19 protein-coding genes and 1 other annotated feature (1 of these 20 running past the window's edge) are annotated in these 19543 nt (G+C 35.1%); of the genes, 3 read left to right on the top strand and 16 right to left on the bottom strand.

Features of this window, described 5'->3' with window-relative positions; genetic code table 11:
* Positions 1 to 62: 62 nt before the first annotated feature.
* The 6 genes from AC4BB2_RS00400 to AC4BB2_RS00375 form a co-directional block, all read right to left on the bottom strand.
* Positions 63 to 2909 (bottom strand): hypothetical protein, encoded by a 2847-nt coding sequence (locus AC4BB2_RS00400; RefSeq protein ID WP_490473498.1) that lies wholly within the window; start codon positions 2907 to 2909, stop codon positions 63 to 65.
* Between the two features lie 237 nt (positions 2910 to 3146).
* Positions 3147 to 4250: a WxLIP family cell surface protein gene (locus tag AC4BB2_RS00395; RefSeq protein WP_490473497.1), complete on the bottom strand. Its 1104-nt coding sequence runs from the start codon at positions 4248 to 4250 to the stop codon at positions 3147 to 3149.
* A gap of 239 nt (positions 4251 to 4489) precedes the next feature.
* Positions 4490 to 5200, bottom strand: a complete 711-nt coding sequence (locus AC4BB2_RS00390) for a WxL domain-containing protein (RefSeq protein WP_490473496.1) — start codon at positions 5198 to 5200, stop codon at positions 4490 to 4492.
* 21 nt (positions 5201 to 5221) lie between these two features.
* A complete protein-coding gene (locus AC4BB2_RS00385) occupies positions 5222 to 5899 on the bottom strand; it encodes a WxL domain-containing protein (RefSeq protein WP_490473495.1) in 678 nt (225 codons plus the stop codon).
* A gap of 25 nt (positions 5900 to 5924) precedes the next feature.
* Positions 5925 to 6605, bottom strand: a complete 681-nt coding sequence (locus AC4BB2_RS00380) for a WxL domain-containing protein (protein ID WP_490473494.1) — start codon at positions 6603 to 6605, stop codon at positions 5925 to 5927.
* Between the two features lie 2 nt (positions 6606 to 6607).
* Positions 6608 to 7627: a WxL domain-containing protein gene (locus AC4BB2_RS00375; RefSeq protein WP_490473493.1), complete on the bottom strand. Its 1020-nt coding sequence runs from the start codon at positions 7625 to 7627 to the stop codon at positions 6608 to 6610.
* Positions 7628 to 7931: 304 nt separating this feature from the next.
* Between AC4BB2_RS00375 and AC4BB2_RS00370 the strand changes: the two genes are divergently transcribed.
* The 3 genes from AC4BB2_RS00370 to AC4BB2_RS00360 all read left to right on the top strand — a co-directional run bounded on the left by AC4BB2_RS00370 (position 7932) and on the right by AC4BB2_RS00360 (position 11332).
* Positions 7932 to 8684, top strand: coding sequence for a LytR/AlgR family response regulator transcription factor (locus tag AC4BB2_RS00370; protein WP_490473492.1), 753 nt, complete (start codon positions 7932 to 7934; stop codon positions 8682 to 8684).
* A gap of 625 nt (positions 8685 to 9309) precedes the next feature.
* Positions 9310 to 10002 carry a GHKL domain-containing protein gene (locus AC4BB2_RS00365; RefSeq protein ID WP_490473491.1) on the top strand — a complete coding sequence of 231 codons (693 nt, stop codon included), beginning with the start codon at positions 9310 to 9312 and terminating at the stop codon, positions 10000 to 10002.
* A 13-nt stretch (positions 10003 to 10015) separates the two neighbouring features.
* Positions 10016 to 11332, top strand: a complete 1317-nt coding sequence (locus AC4BB2_RS00360; protein WP_490473490.1) for a hypothetical protein — start codon at positions 10016 to 10018, stop codon at positions 11330 to 11332.
* Between the two features lie 186 nt (positions 11333 to 11518).
* Here AC4BB2_RS00360 and AC4BB2_RS00355 read toward each other — a convergent pair whose 3' ends face one another.
* The 10 genes from AC4BB2_RS00355 to epsC all read right to left on the bottom strand — a co-directional run bounded on the left by AC4BB2_RS00355 (position 11519) and on the right by epsC (position 19427).
* Complete coding sequence (locus tag AC4BB2_RS00355) at positions 11519 to 12208, bottom strand: metal ABC transporter ATP-binding protein (RefSeq protein ID WP_490473489.1); 690 nt, start codon at positions 12206 to 12208, stop codon at positions 11519 to 11521.
* Between the two features lie 84 nt (positions 12209 to 12292).
* Entirely contained in the window at positions 12293 to 13258 is a 966-nt protein-coding gene (locus AC4BB2_RS00350) for a metal ABC transporter substrate-binding protein (protein ID WP_490473488.1), read from the bottom strand.
* A 191-nt stretch (positions 13259 to 13449) separates the two neighbouring features.
* Entirely contained in the window at positions 13450 to 14301 is an 852-nt protein-coding gene (gene ispE, locus AC4BB2_RS00345; RefSeq protein ID WP_490473487.1) for a 4-(cytidine 5'-diphospho)-2-C-methyl-D-erythritol kinase, read from the bottom strand.
* Between the two features lie 269 nt (positions 14302 to 14570).
* On the bottom strand, positions 14571 to 14816 hold the full coding sequence (locus tag AC4BB2_RS00340) for a Veg family protein (RefSeq protein WP_069635129.1): 246 nt from the start codon (positions 14814 to 14816) through the stop codon (positions 14571 to 14573).
* 132 nt (positions 14817 to 14948) lie between these two features.
* Positions 14949 to 15509: a sigma-70 family RNA polymerase sigma factor gene (locus AC4BB2_RS00335; protein ID WP_490473486.1), complete on the bottom strand. Its 561-nt coding sequence runs from the start codon at positions 15507 to 15509 to the stop codon at positions 14949 to 14951.
* 93 nt (positions 15510 to 15602) lie between these two features.
* Positions 15603 to 16133, bottom strand: a complete 531-nt coding sequence (locus AC4BB2_RS00330; RefSeq protein ID WP_490473485.1) for an NYN domain-containing protein — start codon at positions 16131 to 16133, stop codon at positions 15603 to 15605.
* Between the two features lie 125 nt (positions 16134 to 16258).
* Entirely contained in the window at positions 16259 to 17098 is an 840-nt protein-coding gene (gene rlmB, locus AC4BB2_RS00325; RefSeq protein WP_490473484.1) for a 23S rRNA (guanosine(2251)-2'-O)-methyltransferase RlmB, read from the bottom strand.
* On the bottom strand, positions 17088 to 17486 hold the full coding sequence (locus AC4BB2_RS00320) for a Mini-ribonuclease 3 (protein WP_490473483.1): 399 nt from the start codon (positions 17484 to 17486) through the stop codon (positions 17088 to 17090). Before AC4BB2_RS00320 ends, rlmB begins: the two co-directional genes overlap by 11 nt.
* The gene (cysS, locus tag AC4BB2_RS00315) at positions 17483 to 18895 is read right to left on the bottom strand and encodes a cysteine--tRNA ligase (protein WP_490473482.1); all 1413 of its coding nucleotides are present in this window, start codon (positions 18893 to 18895) and stop codon (positions 17483 to 17485) included. The genes AC4BB2_RS00320 and cysS overlap by 4 nt, the downstream gene beginning before the upstream one ends.
* Positions 18879 to 19427, bottom strand: coding sequence for a serine O-acetyltransferase EpsC (gene epsC / locus AC4BB2_RS00310; RefSeq protein WP_490473481.1), 549 nt, complete (start codon positions 19425 to 19427; stop codon positions 18879 to 18881). The genes cysS and epsC overlap by 17 nt, the downstream gene beginning before the upstream one ends.
* Positions 19428 to 19485: 58 nt before the next feature.
* Positions 19486 to 19543 (bottom strand) — a binding site (T-box leader) (it continues 143 nt past the right edge of the window).

The raw sequence follows: 19543 nt of genomic DNA, 5'->3' as shown, positions 1-19543 counted from the left end.
CTAGTCTATAATTTTGATAATCCACAGTTTAACTTGGCTAGAAAACTCAAAAAATGTCTATTCTAATTTGAAGTAGGCACATCTTCCAAGGTCCATGTAACGCTACCTTTGTAATTCCCTAAATAATTTGAACCATTCATTGTATATTGCAATCCTCGTTTTCCATTCCATTTATCTGATACTGGGATTCGTTCATTTTCAGCATCGCTAACACCTTTTTCGATGAAGGCTTTTTGGTTGGTGATGATACTTGTTTCTGCTCCACTTGAATTAATGTAGCTGTATTCACCTTTGAGTGTTTTTGTTTCAGACTCCAATAGACTAGGTGTAATCCCTAATTTCCAATTTCCTTCATCACGGTTATCAAACACAGCAAGAGCCCCAATCATCTCTACTGGTTTTTTCAAGTCATTGCCTAGCGCAATGTCAAAGGCTAAGGCAGAAGGAATGGTTTCTAATTTTAGTTCAGGAATCTTAGTTTTTACCATACATTGATTGTTCGGATTCAACGCTGCATTATCTAAAATAACGGTGTAACCCATACCTTTTGCATAAGGGATTGCCTGCTCTTTATCCCAATATCCCTCGTAAAGTATCTCATTGGTTGCTTCATCTAAAATCGTGTAGATATGCCCATCAACTAAAGGGATTTCTTTCTCTCCAAGCGCATGCAAATTAAAATAACCTTGATCTGCTTCATCAAATGGTTTAATCATGCTTATGTCCTTACCTTTAATACTAATCGCATTTTTTGCGGCTAGCTGTAACCCTTGGATAAACGTGTCCTCGTAATAAGCATTTGGACCTGTTAAAAAACTTGGTATCTTCTCTGAATTGATCGTTAGTTGATTTTTAGCTACGTTTATTTCTGCAAACGCATCATTAAAATAAGGTAATTCGCCGATAAAATCATTTTCTGACACGTTTAGTTTAGTTAGATTTTCTAAAGAGGTTAGGCTTGTTGGGATTTTCCCTGTTAATTTATTTGATTTAAGATTCAGTGTTTCAAGAGTCTCTATCTCGGCAAAACTTTCTGGAATTCCACCTGTAAAAGTGTTCCCATTAAGTATCAATGCTCGAACTTTACTTAGTTGTCCTAACTCTTTAGGAAGATTGCCAGACAATTGTGTATTCACGAGAGACAATGTTTCAAGATTTCGAATATGATAAATATTTTTAGGAATAAATTGGCCTTTTATTCCATCATCAGCGCTCGTTATCGTAATATTAGTAAGTTTGTTTAAATCAGACATATATAGATTTTTACCAACTTGCTTCGGTGTTAATTGTTCATTTATATTATCAATAAGCCAAGATTGATTCTCAAAAAATGATGGCATGACCAAATCATCCGTCACATTTATAGGAATAGTGATTGTTTTTATTAGTTCTGGTAATCGTTGGCTTTGGATTTGAACAGCCACCGAATCTTTTTTTACTGTATCGAATTTTTTTTCTTCGGTGAAACCAGTAATTGAGACCTTATCTTCTGGAAGATTGCTTGTTATATTTTTGACTAGTTCGTTTAAATCTAAGTCTTTGGTCGAACTGCCAATGGGGACCGTTTGTGGTACAGCATCCGCCGCTAAACGAGCTTCAATCGACATTTCACCTAAACTTTCTTCCGTTTCTATTTTTTCTCCATTGTTTTCTCTAATAGTATAAGCAGTTAGAGGCAGTTTAATCAGACCACTTGAAGCATCGTATAAACTTAGTACTTTTTCTAGTGCTAATTTATCTGTATCTAATTGAATACTGACATTATTACTCTTCAATTCTCTTAATAGACTAGATGGCAACGACATGCTAACTTTATTTGCGGATAGGTTTCTAATAATCGCCCGTTGTGTAAGGTCTCTCTTTTCTCGATCAAATAATTGGATTGCTGCTGGCTCAATTGTTGAGAAAATCTTCTCTTTATCTTCGACTACGATAGTTACATAATCTGGATAGTATTGATCGTAGGTACTGGATAATGGCTGATTGATCGTGTAACTCCCACGAAAGTCTTGAGAATTGCTCTTTCCTTCTATCATCGGAGCATTATAAGTCGGCACCCCTGGAACAGGAACTGAACTTGAAAAAATATTAAAGCTCGTATTGTAGGCAAACGCTGAATAGATTCCTATCGTCATCGGTAAATTGTTATCAGACACCACAACAAAATTTTGTGGAATTAACGCGCTAAAAGCTGGGCTTAGGACAGCTTTGATAAGATTTCTACCTGTGATATTCCCTGTCATGTTGGTTAGTTTTGAATCCATTCCATTTTTATCTGTTTTTTGCAGGTAAACTTTTTTCAATCCATCTAAGCCAAACGTATCGTAGGAATGATTCGGCGCAACTTGACTTGTTGCTTGATGATTGTAGATTATTTGAGGAAATTCAAGATAGACATCCTTAACAACTTCTTTTGTATCAGTATACACAAGCTGATATGAAATCATTCCTTCACCAGATTCTACATCTCTATTCATTGTAGATTGATTGATCGATCCATCCAAATTTAGCTGTACCACATAAGATAGTACGAGATCGGATGAGACTGGCCCTACCAAATAATCAATTTTTAAAGACAACCCACGATTTAAATGAGTGCCGACATTGTTATAGTAGAAGAATTCCCCTTTTTTATATTTTTGTTTCTTCCCATAACTCGTAAAGTATGGTTTTCCAGTGCTATCGGTGATATCTGACAATAAGGACTCCCATGTCCCTTGATATTCCGGTCGAATCGTCCGCTTATCTGGATAAAAAATAGTTCCAGACGTTACCTCTCCATCTGGGGCTACTTCTGTAAAGTAATCAGATGGGGAATTCGCGGATACAGATAAACTATTTATTAAAAATAAGCTTGTGAGAAGTAGGAAGTAAAATGAGACTATATGTATTTTAATGCTGTTTTTCACTTACTATTCCTCCATCTTTCTCTTTTAATTGGTCTTTTTTTTGTTGTTCCAATTGCAGCAATTTCTAAATGTTTTACCATTTTGGAATTGTTGCAATTGGAACAAAAATACTTCATTTATTTTAGTTCCTCTTTGATTGTCTGAAATACGAATAAAAAATGTTTCATAGGAAAAATAACGGAGAAAAAAGAACGACTTTATGATTTTGATTGTCACTTCACTCTTTCCCCGTCGTTATTATTTCTTCTCTTTTTCTTGCTTTACTTTACGTTTTCTTTGTTGTGCTTGTTTTTTAGCTTGTTGCTTTCTCTTCATCGCGGCTTTACGTTTTTTATTACTGATTGCTTTGATAATTAATAGAATAATGATGACTAAAGACACCACAATTGCCGCAATTATTCCACCGATCATCCAGTAATTTGGTGCTTTTACTAATTCAACCGCTTCGTCATTTAATTTTTTACTTTCTTTTGCAGTAATTTCAAAGTCTTTTTTGAATGTCCATTCGTCATCTTTATTGCTGGCTACTAAATTCATTGTGTACTTTCCAGCAACTAGTTCTTGATTGTCCCAGTTGATTGGGAAATCAAAGTTTGAGTTTGGTGCCATATCCATTGCTTCTTTTGTTGTTTCGTGCAGGATTTCTGTTGAGCCTTTTTTACTTACTTTAGCTACAACTTTCAATCCGTTAAGAAATGTTGGTTTTGTATTTTGAAGATTCGCTGTAACTGATGTCCGGTAATTGATCAAGCTTGGCTTGATATCGTTTAATGTCATTTCTGGTGCAATTTTTTCGTCATTTTCTCTTAATTGTAAACCAACGACCATCGCATATTTATTAGTGATCTGTACACCATTTGATTGTTTGCTTTTGTCTTCTTTTTCTTCTTTGTTAATATAAAATCCGCCGACAATTCTTCCTGGAATTTCTTCTTTTGGCATTTCTAAGTTAAAGATTACTTCTTTTTTCTCAAAAGGGGCGACTGTTACTTTTTGTGCTTTTGAAAGGATTTTTGTTATAGGATACTTTAAGGTTGAATCGATTTCACGATCTTTTTCACTGAAATCGATCACACCATTTTGGTTCGTCGTTGCAACATTCGGTACAACGTTTATATTAATTTCTTTGTCTCCTGAGTTGGTAACATTTAAAACGAGTTCTTGCTTGTCACCTGGTTTTACTTTTAAATCAAAATAAGATTGTGATTTATCAATTTGATTTTCTGGTATTTTCGCACTGACTGAATAGTCCATGTCAGCGGCCATAGCTTGTGGTGTGAATAGGGTTAGCAAGATGATTAAGCTAAGTAAACTGTAAAAACTTTTTTTCATGTGTTGCATTTGGTTTCCTCCTATGTAGTATAAATTGAGGCATTATGTGTAAGTATAGTTGAAATATTTAGACTTACTTCTATTAGAATAAATGATTCTCATAGTTGCTAACCTTAGTATCTGACTAAGAAGTACTTTATCTAATGATAGATTTTGTACTTCTCGGTCAATACATCTAAGGTGATTAGCTAATGCTCTTTGATACATCTAAGCTATAAGTTGCTTAGATTAATTATCCCTTTAACCTTTTAGTTCCCTTTAGGAGCTGCTTCAAGATTCCAGTAGACAGTTGTTGAATATTCAGTATTAGCTTTTGCTGTCCCTCCTAGAATAGCGAGTTTGATCTTAGGATTTGTTTTATTTTCGTCTGTTACTGCTGAATTCTTCCATGAAAGCATCCAAGTTCCTTCACCAGTACCTTTAGTTGCACTCATGATCGGTTTAAATGAACTACCTAGAGTTACGCTTTGTGCTACTGGTTTTGTGACAGTATCACCTGCACTAGCTGTAACAGATTCTCCATCGTTTAGTGACAATGCAGCACCTTTTAGTTCAAACTGACCATCAGCACTCTTAAAATTATCTGCCTTTACAGATAATGTCCAACCTTCTGAAGACCCTCTTACATCAGTAACTTGTGCGTATGGATTAGTGTTGACGGCATACTCAGCTTGATCAGAACCGCTGATGTTAATTTCACCAAAATTAATATTCGGCACGCGATCAATGGTCAATACTCCTTTGTTCCCTGTTCCAGGATTATTCTCATCTTCTGGGTCTGTTTCACCAACAGGAGGATGAGTAATTGTTTCATCTCCTTGTAGCATCTTAATTTTAACTTGAGAATCAGCTCCTGCTGGTTCCCCAGCTTTTTCGTCAGCTTTTACTTCTAATTGAAGAGTACTTACCGTTAACAATCCTAATGCTAATGAAGTTAATAATAGTGTGTGTTTTTTCATTTTGTTCTCCCTCTTTTATCCTTAGTTTTTTGGTGCATTTGTTAGAACCCAAATTAAATCTGCTTTATATTTGCCTATTTTTGCATAAGTTGGAATGGAAAGACGAACTGATTTCTCTTCATCTGTTGTTTTGTCATCCATAAAAACATTTGTGTATGTTCCCAAACCAGTATCTTTGTCCGCTGAAAATACAACTGAAGCCGCCATTTTATCAATAATAACTTCCTGAGATTTAGGTGGATTAGCCAAATCTCCAAACTTACTGGTAACTGTTCCTGCTGGAATGACTAACTTCCAACCTTTAGCAATTGTATTTTTATTGCCTTCTTCTGTTGACTTAAATTCAGCCATAACTACTTGAACATTCCAACCAGAACCGAGTCCACGTTCATCAATTACTTCTAATCCTAATTTTCGATCTTTTGCAACAATTGCTTTTCCTAATTTACCCATTTCAATTTTTCCAAAGTTGAAATCTGAGAGTCCATTAATCGTAAAATCGCCAGACCCAATACCAGGTTTTCCTGGTTCACCAATCGGTTCTTCTGGTTCTGTTCCACCACTACCGTTTTCAGGTTTAGTGACTTCAACTTCTGCTATTGACGATTTACTTGTGGGCGTATCTGCAAATGCTGTTGAGGCATTTATTAGTAATAGACTTGCCATACTCATCGTTACTAATAACTTAACTTTCTTCATTAAAAATTTCCTTCCGTGTTTAAGCTTAATCATTTCCAGCTGGTGCAGCGCTGATTGTCCATGTGATTGCTGCTTTATATTTACCAAGCAAGTTTCCACCTGGGATTGTTAATTCTACTTCATCTGCCCAATTATTGACCCAAGAGCCGTTCCCTTTACCCTCAGTTGCAAATAAAATTTTTGATGCAGCATCTTTACCGATAACTGTTCCTGCTGCATTTGCTGCTACTGGTGGATTGTCTGTGTCCCCATCAGCTCTTGTGTAGAATGTTCCTGCTGGTACAGTAATGTATGCACCTCTTAAGATTTGAGTTTCTTTTTTCTCTTCTGTAAAATCAGTAATTTGCGCATGAACTTCCCAACCCTTTGCAGTTCCTAGTTTATCGGTTACTTGAATACCAATTGTTTTGTTCTCTGGAACCTTTACGTTTGTTTTTGTTTCTCCACCTTTGATCTCTGCTGATTTAAATTCAAATTTAGAAACAGCATCAATAATTAGCGGACCTTCCATGGTTGTTGTTGGCTCAACTGGTTTGGTTTCATCTACTGGTGGATTTTTTCCTGTAGGATCAGCTGGTGTAAATTCAAACGTTGCCTGTGAATCTGCTACTAGTGGATTTTTTTCATCTGCATGTGCCGCATTTGCCCCTGCCACTAATAATGCCCCTAAAATAACTGTGCTACTTAAAATAATTGTCTTTTTCATTTTTATTCTGCTCCTTTAGTTTCTTCTTCTGTTCCAGTTGGTGTCGTTGCAATTGTCCAATTTAATTCCGCTTTATAGTTTCCTACTAAAGCATCTTGAGGAATTTTCAGTTCAATCTTGTCTTTACCAAATTCATTCAGCCAGATTCCTGCACCTTCTTTATCATTAGCAACAAATACTGGTTGAGGATCTTTCTTTACAGATTTCACTTCGACAGGTGTCGGTTTTCCATCAGTTAATTTATCTGGTGATGTTGCTTCTCCCATCGGTAAGTACAACTCTGCACCTTTTAATGTAACTTTGTTGTCTTCTTGTTGTACAAAGTCAGACATTGAGACGCTGACAGTCCAACCTTTAGCTGTTCCGCGAATATCTCTTACTTCGATATTTGGCGCTGTATTTTTTGCTTTGATAGTTTCTTGTTGCCCTGTCAATTGGAATATGCCAAAATCTAATGGTGAAACAAACACAAGTGCTAAACGTCCTGTATTACCAGTTCCTCCGCCTTCTTCTCCTCCTGGATTGGTTGGCGTACCTTCTTCTTCATCACCAGCTTTTAATTCAACTGTTCCATAAGATTTTGCATCCTTATTTTCTTCTGTATCTCCGACTGTGTTATCAGCTAATGCCAATGTCGGACTTACAAGTCCACCTAATACAACCGTTGTTACTAACATTGATTTCCATAATTTCATTGTTCTTCCTCCTAATATATATCTGTGAATAATAATGCCGCCTGCGGCTACGATGAGCAGGTATCCAAATGCAATACCTAAAATCGTCAGGATTTCTCCTGTTTGCGGTAATCTCTTTCCATCTCCAATACCTAAGTCCCCTAGAAATTTCCCCATCGTATCAGGAAATTTACCGTTTTTTATTGGTGTATTGTCTTTTAAAAATCTAATACTTACTTGACTGCTTGCTTTATTTCCAGCGTTTTGTTCGACAGCGTCGACAGGTTTAGGGTAAAATATAAAATAGGCCAACACTAGAAATATAAGAAGCAATCGCTCCCTTTTCATAAAAAACACCTCCTTATATTTTTTTCCCTATTCAAAAATCTATTGTGTATGGAAACAGCTCTTTTACTTAAATTATTGATCGTAATTTTTTATGTATCTAAAAGAAGCTATTCTAATACTCTTTAAATACTACAATCTCCAACTTTTTTAAAAAATTCCTTGTAAGCGCTTCATCGTCACTTTCGAGCATTTTTTTGATATTAGTTAGCAAATACTTTCTTTTTTTGTAAATATAATCTAAAATATATTGAAATTATTTAATTAACTCTTTACTTTCAATTATCTTAAACAACGGAGGAGATCGATGACTCTCACTGCAAAAGTCTATATAATAGAAGATGACAATGAATATAGAAAAGGAATTATCCAATCTTTACAAAGCTATCATTCTCGTTTTGTTCATTTTGAAGTCTCTCCTATTGACAATCATTTATTTTTTATGGAGGATCTTCAAATACTTCCGATAAACGATACAGATATTTTTATTTTTGATATCGATTTGAAAACTACTTTTTCGGGAATAGATTTAGCGATGGAAGTTCGAAAAAAAAATACCAAGTGTATGATTATTTTTCTAACTAGCCTTGAGGATCAAGCTATTTCGATCATCAACAGTAATATCTTTCCTTTAGGTTATCTTGTTAAAGACTTCTCAGAATCATCCAACTTGACCGAGTCAATTCAAACATTACTGACTAAAGTAGAGAATAATTTAAGAAGTTATTGGCGACAAGATGAAGATGTTGTCATGTTGACCAATGGAACAGAAAATGTTTATCTTAATTGCAAAGATATTCTTTATATTGAATCGTTAAAAGGAATGAGGGGAAGAATCTTAATCAAGACTTTGTCTGAAGATATTTTAATTGATGGACGAATTGGCAAAATAAAAACATTACTACATCAGCCTTATCTGTTAACATCTTTGAAATCATACATTATTAACTTGTCCGCCATTACATTTGTAGATAGACGACATGGTATGATTACTTTTTCTGATGGTCAGGAATTGCTAGTAGGCATAAAAATTATTGATAAAATAAAAAAAATTTTATAGGAGTCCTTTATTGAATACATCACTACTTACTTCTCTAATTGCTTTAAACTTTCTACAAATCATTTGGTTCATGACCTATAAAAAATTACTAAACTTGCATGAAAGTCTGATTTTAACGAGCTTTGTTCTCTTACAATTTACATTGGCTTTTTTTATTAGTTATGAGTACGTAACCATACTTAAACTCCCCTTCTATTTCTTTCAGTTTACTTTTTCTATGAAACGGTTAAAAAATTGGTTTATCCCTTCATTATTGATTAGTTTTGAAAACTCTTTAATCCTCTTGTCTTGGATACCAACTTTGGATACATGGGATATTTTGTATATTAATCAACAAATTTCTACTAGTACATATATGAATTTTTTAGTTCTATTTATTTTTTTGCAACAATTTCTACTTTTTTTATTTATTATATTGACTAATTATTTAAATGAACGATTTTCATTCACACGTTCAATTGCTTTATTACCTAAAAATTATAAATTCCTATCAACTATCTTTTTATTTTTTCTATTTTTATCTATCAACCTTAAACAGATTAGCGTTTTGAATGGTGACCTTTCTTCCCTTCTATATAGCTCATTCATTGTGATCGGCTATACTTTATTTATCGGATTTACGATCTTGATTTTAGTCAAATACAACAATGAAAAACAATATATTGCTCTTTTATCGGAAACACACAACCGAGAAAAAAAGAAAATTACTCTTTCCCATGAGTTTCGCAAAGAATATAAAGCTCTTTTACTCAGTTTAACTGGTTATTTAGAGGCTGGAGATACAGAAAAAACCCTCGAATTGCTCCATAGTATTATTGACTATTCTGATTCATTACTTACACCGAATTTATATAAGAAAATATCAGTTATAGAAAATTTACCAATCCAAGGACTTTTAACTAGTTTTTTAAATCGTTGTTTAGCGTCAGGTGTCCAGATAGATTTACAAATCACGGAAAAGCTAGTCGATATTGATATGAATGTCGTTGATTTTATTCGCTGCTTCTCGATACTGTTGGACAATGCTTATGAAGCAACAGAAATGTCTACTCAGCCTGAGGTTGCTATTAACATCACCGGAAACACCCAAACACTAACCGTGGAAGTTATAAATACTTTTGAAGAAATGGAATCTATTCCTTTTAATTCTCTTTTACAAAATAATTTTTCTACTAAAAAAGGGCATCAAGGCAAAGGACTGCATATTTTTTTGAGTATTTTGGATAATTATAAGCAAAGTAGTTATAATATTTCTAAGAAAAACAATCATTTTATTGCTAAATTTACTATTCTTAAAAAACACGTTAATCATACGTAAAAGGAGATTATTCATGAACATATCCGTTTTTACTGGAATGCTTGCACTAAATTATCTCCAGACCATTTGGTTTTTAGGAAACAAAAAATTTACTTCTCCATTTCAAACAACTGTTCTTTCTTCATTATTAGTTTTTCAGTTTTTGTTGAGTTTATTCATTAAAGATCCTTATATTTTGGTTGTTTTATTTATTTTTTCAATTCTACATCCTATATTTATTATCCGTTACTCAAATAATTGGCTGTCAATGGGGCTTTTTCTTTATTTAGAAAGTTCCCTAGTTATTCTTGCTTGGTTGTTTACACATGATCTCTTGTTTTTTTTAGCTGAAACAGGAAAAGTTCCAGCTATTCTTTATCGACAGTTTGCTCCTTTGTCTTTAGTCGCACAGCAGCTATTGCTGCTCCTTTTGATTCTGTTGATTCTAAAATTGGAATTCAAATATAAAATTTTTGACTCCATTTCTCAAATTCAAAAAAATTACAAAGTATCAGTAATCATTCTCACTATTATTTTGATTATTTTAAGCATCCTGAGACATCTATCCGTTGTTACTTCTACTCTAATTACTTTTTTATACTTAACCTTTATTCTACTCACACTTAGTACGGTTTTTTTCCTTACAGCTTATTTATATAGTCGCTATTATTTGCAGCAAATAAACAAGACCCTTTTATTTCAACGATATAATAATGAAATGGAACAAATTGCGCTGGCTGATGAATTTAGACATGATTATCGTAATATTTTGGTAAGTTTAATGAGTTATGTTGAGAAAGGTAAAACAGAAGAGGCATTGGCATATATTGCTTCAATTACCAATTACTCAAAGGATTTGTTGGAAGATGATCAATATGAGCAGCTGAGCTATTTATTAATTCCTTCAGTGCAAGGATTATTAATTCATTTTGTCGACAGGTGTAGAACAAAAAATATTAAGCTTACAATTGTTATTCCTCAAACCATCCAGGAAATAGATATTTCTATTCGTTTAATTGATTTTATTCGTTGTCTCTCTGCAAGCTTTGATTATGTACTAACTAAAAAAGACCTTAAACTGGAAGATGAAATCGTTTTGACTGTAAAAAAAGAGAATGCTCATATTTATTTTAATTTAACAAATATAGGAGAACAGCATATGTCGCTTAGTGAATCTGCTGACTACGCGTTGAATAATAAAAGAGCGTTGAAAAATGCAGGGCTTAATAGTATCTCGAAGATTTTGGCTCAGTATCGGGGAACTTCATTTTCTTTTTATGTTGATAAAGAGTATTTTTTAATTGAGTTTATTCTTGAAGTGAGTACTTCGGATTTAGTAGAGATGGCTTAGTTGGGTGAATGTTCGAAGGAAATTTTTATATAATGCTAAATATAACTTAACTACACTTTGCAAGCCAAAAACAGACTAATTTCAATTCAAAAAGAAGACCTACTGAGAAAAGTAGGTCTTCTTTATGTTTATTTCCAAAAAATAAGATTGATAGAAACATTGATTTTATAGTATCTCCGTCTTACTTCAGACTGAATCTGAACTCATATGAAAACATCTCCATTGTGAGTCTTCCTTCCGAACTAAACGAATTTGTCGATCCGCATAAGATTTGATATCTTCATGATCGTGTGTGATCATCAAAATTGCCTTGCCATGATCGTGAGCATTATGTCTTAATAGACGATAGAATTCATTTCTAGAGGTTTCATCCATTCCTGTTGTTGGTTCGTCTAAAATGAATAAATCTGGGTCTGTCGCAAAAATACGAGCTAAACTAATCCGCTGTTTTTGTCCGCCGGAAAGCTCTCCGATTCGTTTATGACGCATCTCCCACATTCCCACAGCTTTCAATGCCTTTTCTACATGCTGATGGTCTCTTTTGGTTAATGGTTTAAACCAACGATTGCGGGGAAAACGACCTGAACGAACTAGCTCGATCACCGTACTTGGAAATCCGGCATTGAACGAAGCCACTTGCTGAGGAATATAACCAATACTAAGCTTTTCTCCTGCTGTATTTTCTTTTGCAATCGTGATTGCCCCTTTTGTCGGTTTTAATAACCCCAAGGTACTTTTGATCAACGTAGACTTTGCGGCGCCATTTTCACCAGTCAAGATCACAAATTCGCCTGGATCAACATAATATGACACATCTTCTAAGACTGGCTCATCATCATAATAAAATGTGAGGTCTTTGACTTCTAAGTAATGCATGACCATTCTCCTTTTATAATAAACTTATACACAACTGAAAGCCGGGATAAAAGCCTAAACACTTTTTATCCCGCCTTTATTTTTTTACTTAATACTTTTTTTCAAAGCCTCAAGATTGGCTTTCATCACAGAAATATAATCTTCACCTTGATCTTGATCTTTTTTCGTAATACTTTCTAGTGGGTTTAGTACCGCTAATTCAACACCTGTTTCACGTGCTAATGTTTCAGCAACTTTTGATGAAGCAGATGATTCAAAATAAATCACTGATACATTATGCTCTTTGATATATGTTTTTAACTCTGCTAAACGACTTGGTGATGGTTCTTGATCTGGAGAAATTCCAGCAATTGATTCTTGCGTCAAGCCGTATTGTTTTGCTAAATAGCCAAATGCAGCATGTTGAGTTACGAATGTTTTGTTTTTCGCATTTAAAAGAGCATCTTTATATTCTGTATCTAATGCTTTTAATTTTTCAATATACGCTGCTGCATTTTTTTCAAATGTTTCTTTTTTCTCTGGGTATTTTTTCACTAAAGCATCGCGAATGGCTTCGACTTCTTTTTGTGCTAAAACTGGATCCAACCAAACATGCGGATCTAACTCATGGTCATGATCGTGTCCATCGTGGTCTGCTTCTTCTTCGTGATCATGGTCATGTTCTTCTCCGGCCATCAAATCAATTGAACCTGCTGCTTCTACAACAGCCGTTTTCTTCTTATCCACATTTTCCAAGATATCGTTAACCCATGTTTCTAATTCATGACTGTTGTAAACAAAGGCATCTGCATCTGTTATTTTCGCGATATCTTTTGCACTTGGCTCGTAGTCATGAGGTTCTGTTCCGGCAGGGATTAGTAATTGAACATCACCAGCATCACCAACCACATTTTTAGCAAAATCGTACATTGGATAAAAAGTTGTTACGACTTTTATTGTATCACTTTTCCCAGATTTTTCTTGTTCTTTTGTTTCTCCGCAGGCCGCCAACATAAAAATTGTGGCTGTTAAAAGTAATCCTACCATATATTTCCAGCTATGTTTTTTCATCTTAATTTCCTCATTTCGATTTATCTTATACAAATCGTAACATTTACGATTTGCTAGCAAGAACTAATTTACCAGAAGGAAAAGAGAACGTCAAGAGAAAACAGAAAAAATGAAAAAAGTATTTTATTCTTCCCTATTTTGTACTAAAAAAATGAAGAGTTGACTGAAATAAGCCCCTCTTCATTTCTTACTTATTTTAATGTTCGCACAATATAGACTTCGTCACAAAAACCTTTCAAACCATTGTAAATACGTTGGGCTCGCGTTTGTTTCTCACATAAAGCAAATACGGTTGGACCGCTACCGCTCATTAACGCTGCATCTGCTCCATATTTTAACATGCGATCTTTAATCTGCTGGATCACTGGATGCCGTTTAATCGTCACATCTTCTAATGTATTTCCGATTTTTTCAGTCATTAACTGATAATCATCCGTTTCAATCGCTTGTTTCAACCCAAGAATATCCGGGTGATGGATACTATTAAATGATAAACTGCCAAATATCGAACCCGTAGAAACACTCATTTTTGGTTTCACTAAAACAACCCAGCATTGTGGCATTGGCGGTAAAAACTCTATTTTTTCCCCACGTCCTGTGACAAACGCTGTTCCGCCATGAATACAGTAAGGTACATCTGAACCAATCTTGCTGCCTAGTTCTGCAAGTTCTTCTAAAGACAAGCCTAGGTTCCATAATCGATTCAACCCTCTTAATGCAGCAGCACAATCGCTACTGCCACCAGCTAAGCCAGCTGCAACAGGTATTCTTTTTTCTATATAAATTTTGACTCCTTGTGTAATATGAAATGTGTTTTTCAGTAATTCTGCAGCCTGATACACATGATTTCTTCTATCTACTGGTAAGAAGGAGCTATCTGTTTCCACCACTATTTCATTTTTAGGCAACAACTTAAAAGTCAGCCGATCGGCTAAATCTACACTAGCCATAATCATCTCTAATTCGTGGTAACCATCGTTTCTTTTATAGAGAGCATCCAATCCCAAGTTAATTTTTGCGGGCGCTTTTTCTATGATTTCCATTCTTTTTCACCTATCTAATCCCATTACCTGACCAACTTCATAATCTTTTAAATTCTAACATATGTTGTTAGAGAAGTATATAATTGTGGAAAAATTGATATATTTTTCATTATGGGTTTGTTTATAGTAGGTTTACTGCCTTTTCCATTCGCTTTTTAGTAGGTGCTATTTACTTTTCATTCCAGCACATTCTTTTTATTAATATATCTCAAAAAAAATAGAGCCAAAGCAAAAACGCTTTGACTCTACTTTAAAAAAAACTAATTTCTTTAAACTGCTTCACTGACAAATTCAATCTCTACTGTGCGTGTTAACACATCTGAATAACTATAAGAAACTCGTTCAAATGAGTTTTCATCTGGATCTAAATCTACAACGAAGACAGATGGGTACGTTTCTGTCAAAATACCTTTACGTTCAGTTTGGCGCTTTCTGCCGGTCTGAGCAACTAATGTGATTTGGCTGCCGATACGACATTCTAGATCTTTTTTAATTGACGCTAAAGTTGTTGGCATTGCATTCACCTCAACTTCCATTATATCATGTAACAACAAAATTAACAAGTTTACCATAGCAGAAAATGAATTGCAACTAATTATAATCTATACTGGATAATTATTTGATGTGAAAATCGCTAAAATTCTCATTTAATCATAAATAATCGCTTTTAACTTCTTTTTTGCTCGATCATAAGCACTTCTAACAATGATTTCACGATTATCTGTATCTTTCGCTATTTCTTCCAATTCTTTGCCATTCATGTATTCTTGAAATGTTACTCGTTCAAATGGAGATAATACGATGGGTAATTGTTCCAACTTCTCTCTAATAATCATTTGTTCTAACACATCTGTCTCTTCCGTCCCAACATAATCAAAAAAGGATTCTCCCTGAATCTCTACTTTTTGATCTAAAGAAACCGATTGAACATCAATCGTGCGTTTGACTGCACATTGTTTTCTAACTAAACTACGAATGTGATTCTCAAAATTCGACTTAAAAAATTTTCCAATAGAAACATTATGAGCTTCCTCATATCTTTCCAGTGACCGATGGAAAATGATTCGTCCTTCCTGCAGCCAGTCTTCACGATCAAAATCTTTCAAATAATACTTTTTCTGAAACTTATAGACTACTGGATAATATTTTCGATATAAACAATCAAATGCCAACATATCTCCCTTTAAAATGTCTTCATACTTATTCATCCCAACCTTCTCCTTTCAAACATTTCACTACTACGCAAAATGCTTGAAAAAAGCGTAACATTCCTTTAAAAAAAAACAGAAGCGAACGGGTGTTTAATCATCATTTTTGGATAATTCGTCCAATTTGTTGGACAATTTCGACAATTGTTCTGAATTCCAAGGAGAATTTCGTCGGAAATCCTGAAAATGAATATCTGTTGCATGAACAGCAATCGTGCGTTCTGATTTTTTAACACTTTTATATAGTTCATTCGCTGATGCCCGTAGTGCACCTTTTGAAAAAACAAGCCATTGTTCCGCCAAATCACTGGTTGCTACAGTCACTTGAGTTAAACGGTCATTTTTTTCACCAGCAATCCGCTCAATATAACTATCAGCCGTTTCCTCTTCTTTAGTAAATATAACAGTCAAAAGATATTTTTTATAGGTCTGCTGAATTCCCGGAACTAGCTGTGCATCAAAAACAACAATCACTTCTAAGTCCTCATATTTTGCATAATTGGATAAACGCTGCAGCAAAACTTCTCTGGCATCTTCAAGTTTATTTTTATTTTTTAACTGAACTAGTTCCGGCCAAGAGCCAATCATATTATACCCATCAACGATTAGTAATTGTTTTTTCATTTTGCTTTGTCACCTTCTTTATTATAGGCGGTCGAGACAATAGTTTTCATTCCCGAGACCCAAGACCTTCAACTCTTAAGAATTGAAGGAATTCTAGTCTACTTTTTCTCGCCGTTTATTCAGATTTAGAGTGGATTCCGTCCTCTATATGCCTCATACATCAATAAACCAGCAGCAACACCCGCATTTAAACTTTGAACATGGCCTGTCATAGGAATTGTCAATAATTCATCCACTTCTTTGTGCAGTCCCTGACTCATACCTCGACCTTCATTACCGATAATCAAAGCAATTGATCCTTGTGTATTCCATTGACGATAATCAGTACCTTTCATATCCGTTCCGAAAATCCAAAAACTATTTTCTTTCAATGTAGCAATCGTTTGAGTTAAATTCGTTACACGTGCAACTGGAATATATTCTACTGCTCCAGTCGATGCTTTTGTAACCACTGGTGTGATTCCTACCGCACGATGTTTCGGAATAATAATACCGTCCACACCTGTTGCATCAGCTGTTCGCAATATCGACCCAAAGTTATGAGGATCTTCGATACTATCCAAAATCAAGAAAAATGGGGTCTCTGTCTTCTCTTTCGTACGATCCAACAATTCATCCAATGTTAGATATTCGTAAGCTGTAATCGCCAATACGATCCCCTGATGCACACCATGGTCAGTCATTGTGTCTAACTTTTGTTTTGGTACCCATTTCACTGGCACTGCATTTTCTTTTGCCAGTAATTTCAGCTGTTCTACCTTTTCACTTTTACTATCTTCTTGGAGAAATAGTTTATTCCCACGACCTTGTTGAATCGCTTCAACAGTGGCATGATTTCCAAAAACAAAGTTGTCTTCGATTGCTTCTTGAGAGACTTCCCGTTCTTTTCTTATAGGTTCTTTTTTAAATGGTTGATTTTTCTTAGGTTTATTGCCTTTAAAAGGACGCTTCTTATCATTTTTCATCTTTTTCACCTACTTTTTTTATACACCAATCAATCAATTCTTCTAAGCGTTCATTTTGTTTTGTTAAATGCAGATAACCCATCAACGATTCAAAGCCTGTTGCAATGCGATACGTTGTGATATCAGCATTTTTTGCTGATGTGTGACTTTTGGCATTACGGCCCCGTTTATACATTAGTTCTTCGTCTTCTGTCAACAACTTTTCTTCCAGCATTTCTTGAATCAAAAAGGCTTGTGCTTTAGCTGAAACGTAGTGTGTCGCCATGCGGTGTAAAATATTCGGTTTAGTTTGCCCTTGTTCAACTAGGTAGTCACGAATATAGATTTCATAAATCGCATCTCCTACATAAGCTAACGCTAAACCATTTAATTGTGTATAATCTCTCATTCACTTCTTCTCCATCTTGTTCCTTGCGCTGTGTCTTCCAAGGTTATTCCTTTATCTTTCAATAAATCACGAATTTCATCACTACGGGCAAAATCACGGTTAGCACGGGCTTGATTGCGTTCTTCAATCAATTGGTCAATATCATCATCCAGTAATTCTTCTGATAAGAAGAAAATACCAAAAATGCTCAACCATTGCGTAAATTTTTCTAATGCTTTTTCCGTAATACTTGCCGAAACCACTTCCTGCTCACTGTATTGATTCATCCATTTAGCCAATTCGTAAACAACAGTGGTTCCATTAGCTGCGTTGAAATCATCATCCATTTCAGTAGTGAAACGTATTTCTAATTCTTGCAACTCTTGTAATTTAGCATCGTCTTCTTCTAATGTTGCGGTTGCATCATTTTTTCTAAATGATAGGTTCTCAAAAGCATTCTTTAATTTTTGCAAATTGACGCCAGCTTCTTTTAACAGCGTTTCACTGTAACGGATTGGACGACGATATTGAGTTGTTGCCATGAAAAAGCGTAGAAGTTGAGGGTCTACTTGCTGAATCAATTCATGAACCGTCACAAAGTTCCCCAAAGATTTGCTCATTTTTTCATCGTCTTCACCAATTGTTACAAAACCGTTGTGCATCCAGTAATTAGCAAATGTTTTTCCTGTTTTTGCTTCACTTTGGGCAATTTCATTCTCATGATGAGGAAATTCTAAATCTTGACCGCCCCCGTGGATATCAATTGTATCACCTAAGTGTTTCGTTGCCATAACAGAACACTCAATATGCCAGCCTGGACGACCCGCTCCCCACGGTGAATCCCAAGAAATTTCGTCTACTTTTGCCCCTTTCCATAGCGCAAAATCTAACGGATCTTCTTTTAGTTCTTTTTCTAGACCTGTTCGTTGACTAGCTCCAATCTCTAATTCGTCAATAGACTGGTGGCTAAGTTTCCCGTAGCCTTCAAATTTACGTGTTCGGTAATACACATCACCTTGGGATTCATACGCGTAACCTTTGTCGATCAAGGTTTGAATAAACGTTAAAATATCCGGCATATGGTCCATTACACGTGGATGTTGTGTAGCAGGTAACACATTTAAAGCATTCGTATCTTCTTCAAACGCATGGATGAATCGTTCAGCTACTTCTGGTGCTGTGATACCTAATTCTTTGGCTACACGAATGATTTTGTCATCAACATCTGTAAAATTTGATACAAAATTCACTTCATAACCACGATACTCCAAATAACGTCTAATTGTGTCAAAGGCAACTGTACTTCGTGAATTACCTATGTGGATATAATTATAAACCGTTGGTCCACAGACATACATCCGGACTTTTCCTTCTTCTATTGGTTGAAAAGTTTCTTTTTCTCTTGTTAATGTATTATAAATTTGAATCATAATTTCCCTCCATTTTTTCTCCTTTGATCCTTACAACTTTCGCTGGTATCCCCACTGCCGTCGCATCATCTGGAATATCTGTTAATACTACCGCCGAAGCACCGATTTTTGCTCGTTCACCAATCGTAACTGGCCCTAAGATTTGTGCATGGGCATGAATCATTGCCCCTTTTTTTACAGTCGGATGGCGTTTCCCCTCATCTTTACCTGTTCCGCCTAAAGTAACGCCATGAAATAAAACTACATCTTCCTCAATCTCAGCAGTTTGACCAATCACAACGCCCATTCCATGATCGATAAAAACTCCAGTTGCGATCTTTGCACCAGGATGAATTTCGATTCCTGTTAAAAAACGCCAGAATTGCGCATGTATTTTTGCTAGTAAAAACAAGTGATGTCGATAAAGAAAATGTGAAAAACGATGCCAAAACAACGCATGTAAGCCTGGATATGTAAGGACTGCTTCCAATGTTGAACGTGCGGCTGGATCATTTTTTTTGACTGCTCTAACTGCTTTTGTTAACCAACCCATATTACCTCTCCTTTCATTCAATAAAAAAATAAGCGTCTCTTAAACGAAATAACTTCGTTTAAAAGACGCTTCTGCGTGGTTCCACTTTTTTTTACAGGTCTCCCTGCCTCAAAACA

The organism is Enterococcus sp. AAFC-DPL-5146 (assembly GCF_058216635.1).
The sequence above is the reverse complement of the archived record's forward strand: the minus strand, read 5'-3'. Positions and strand labels throughout refer to the sequence as shown.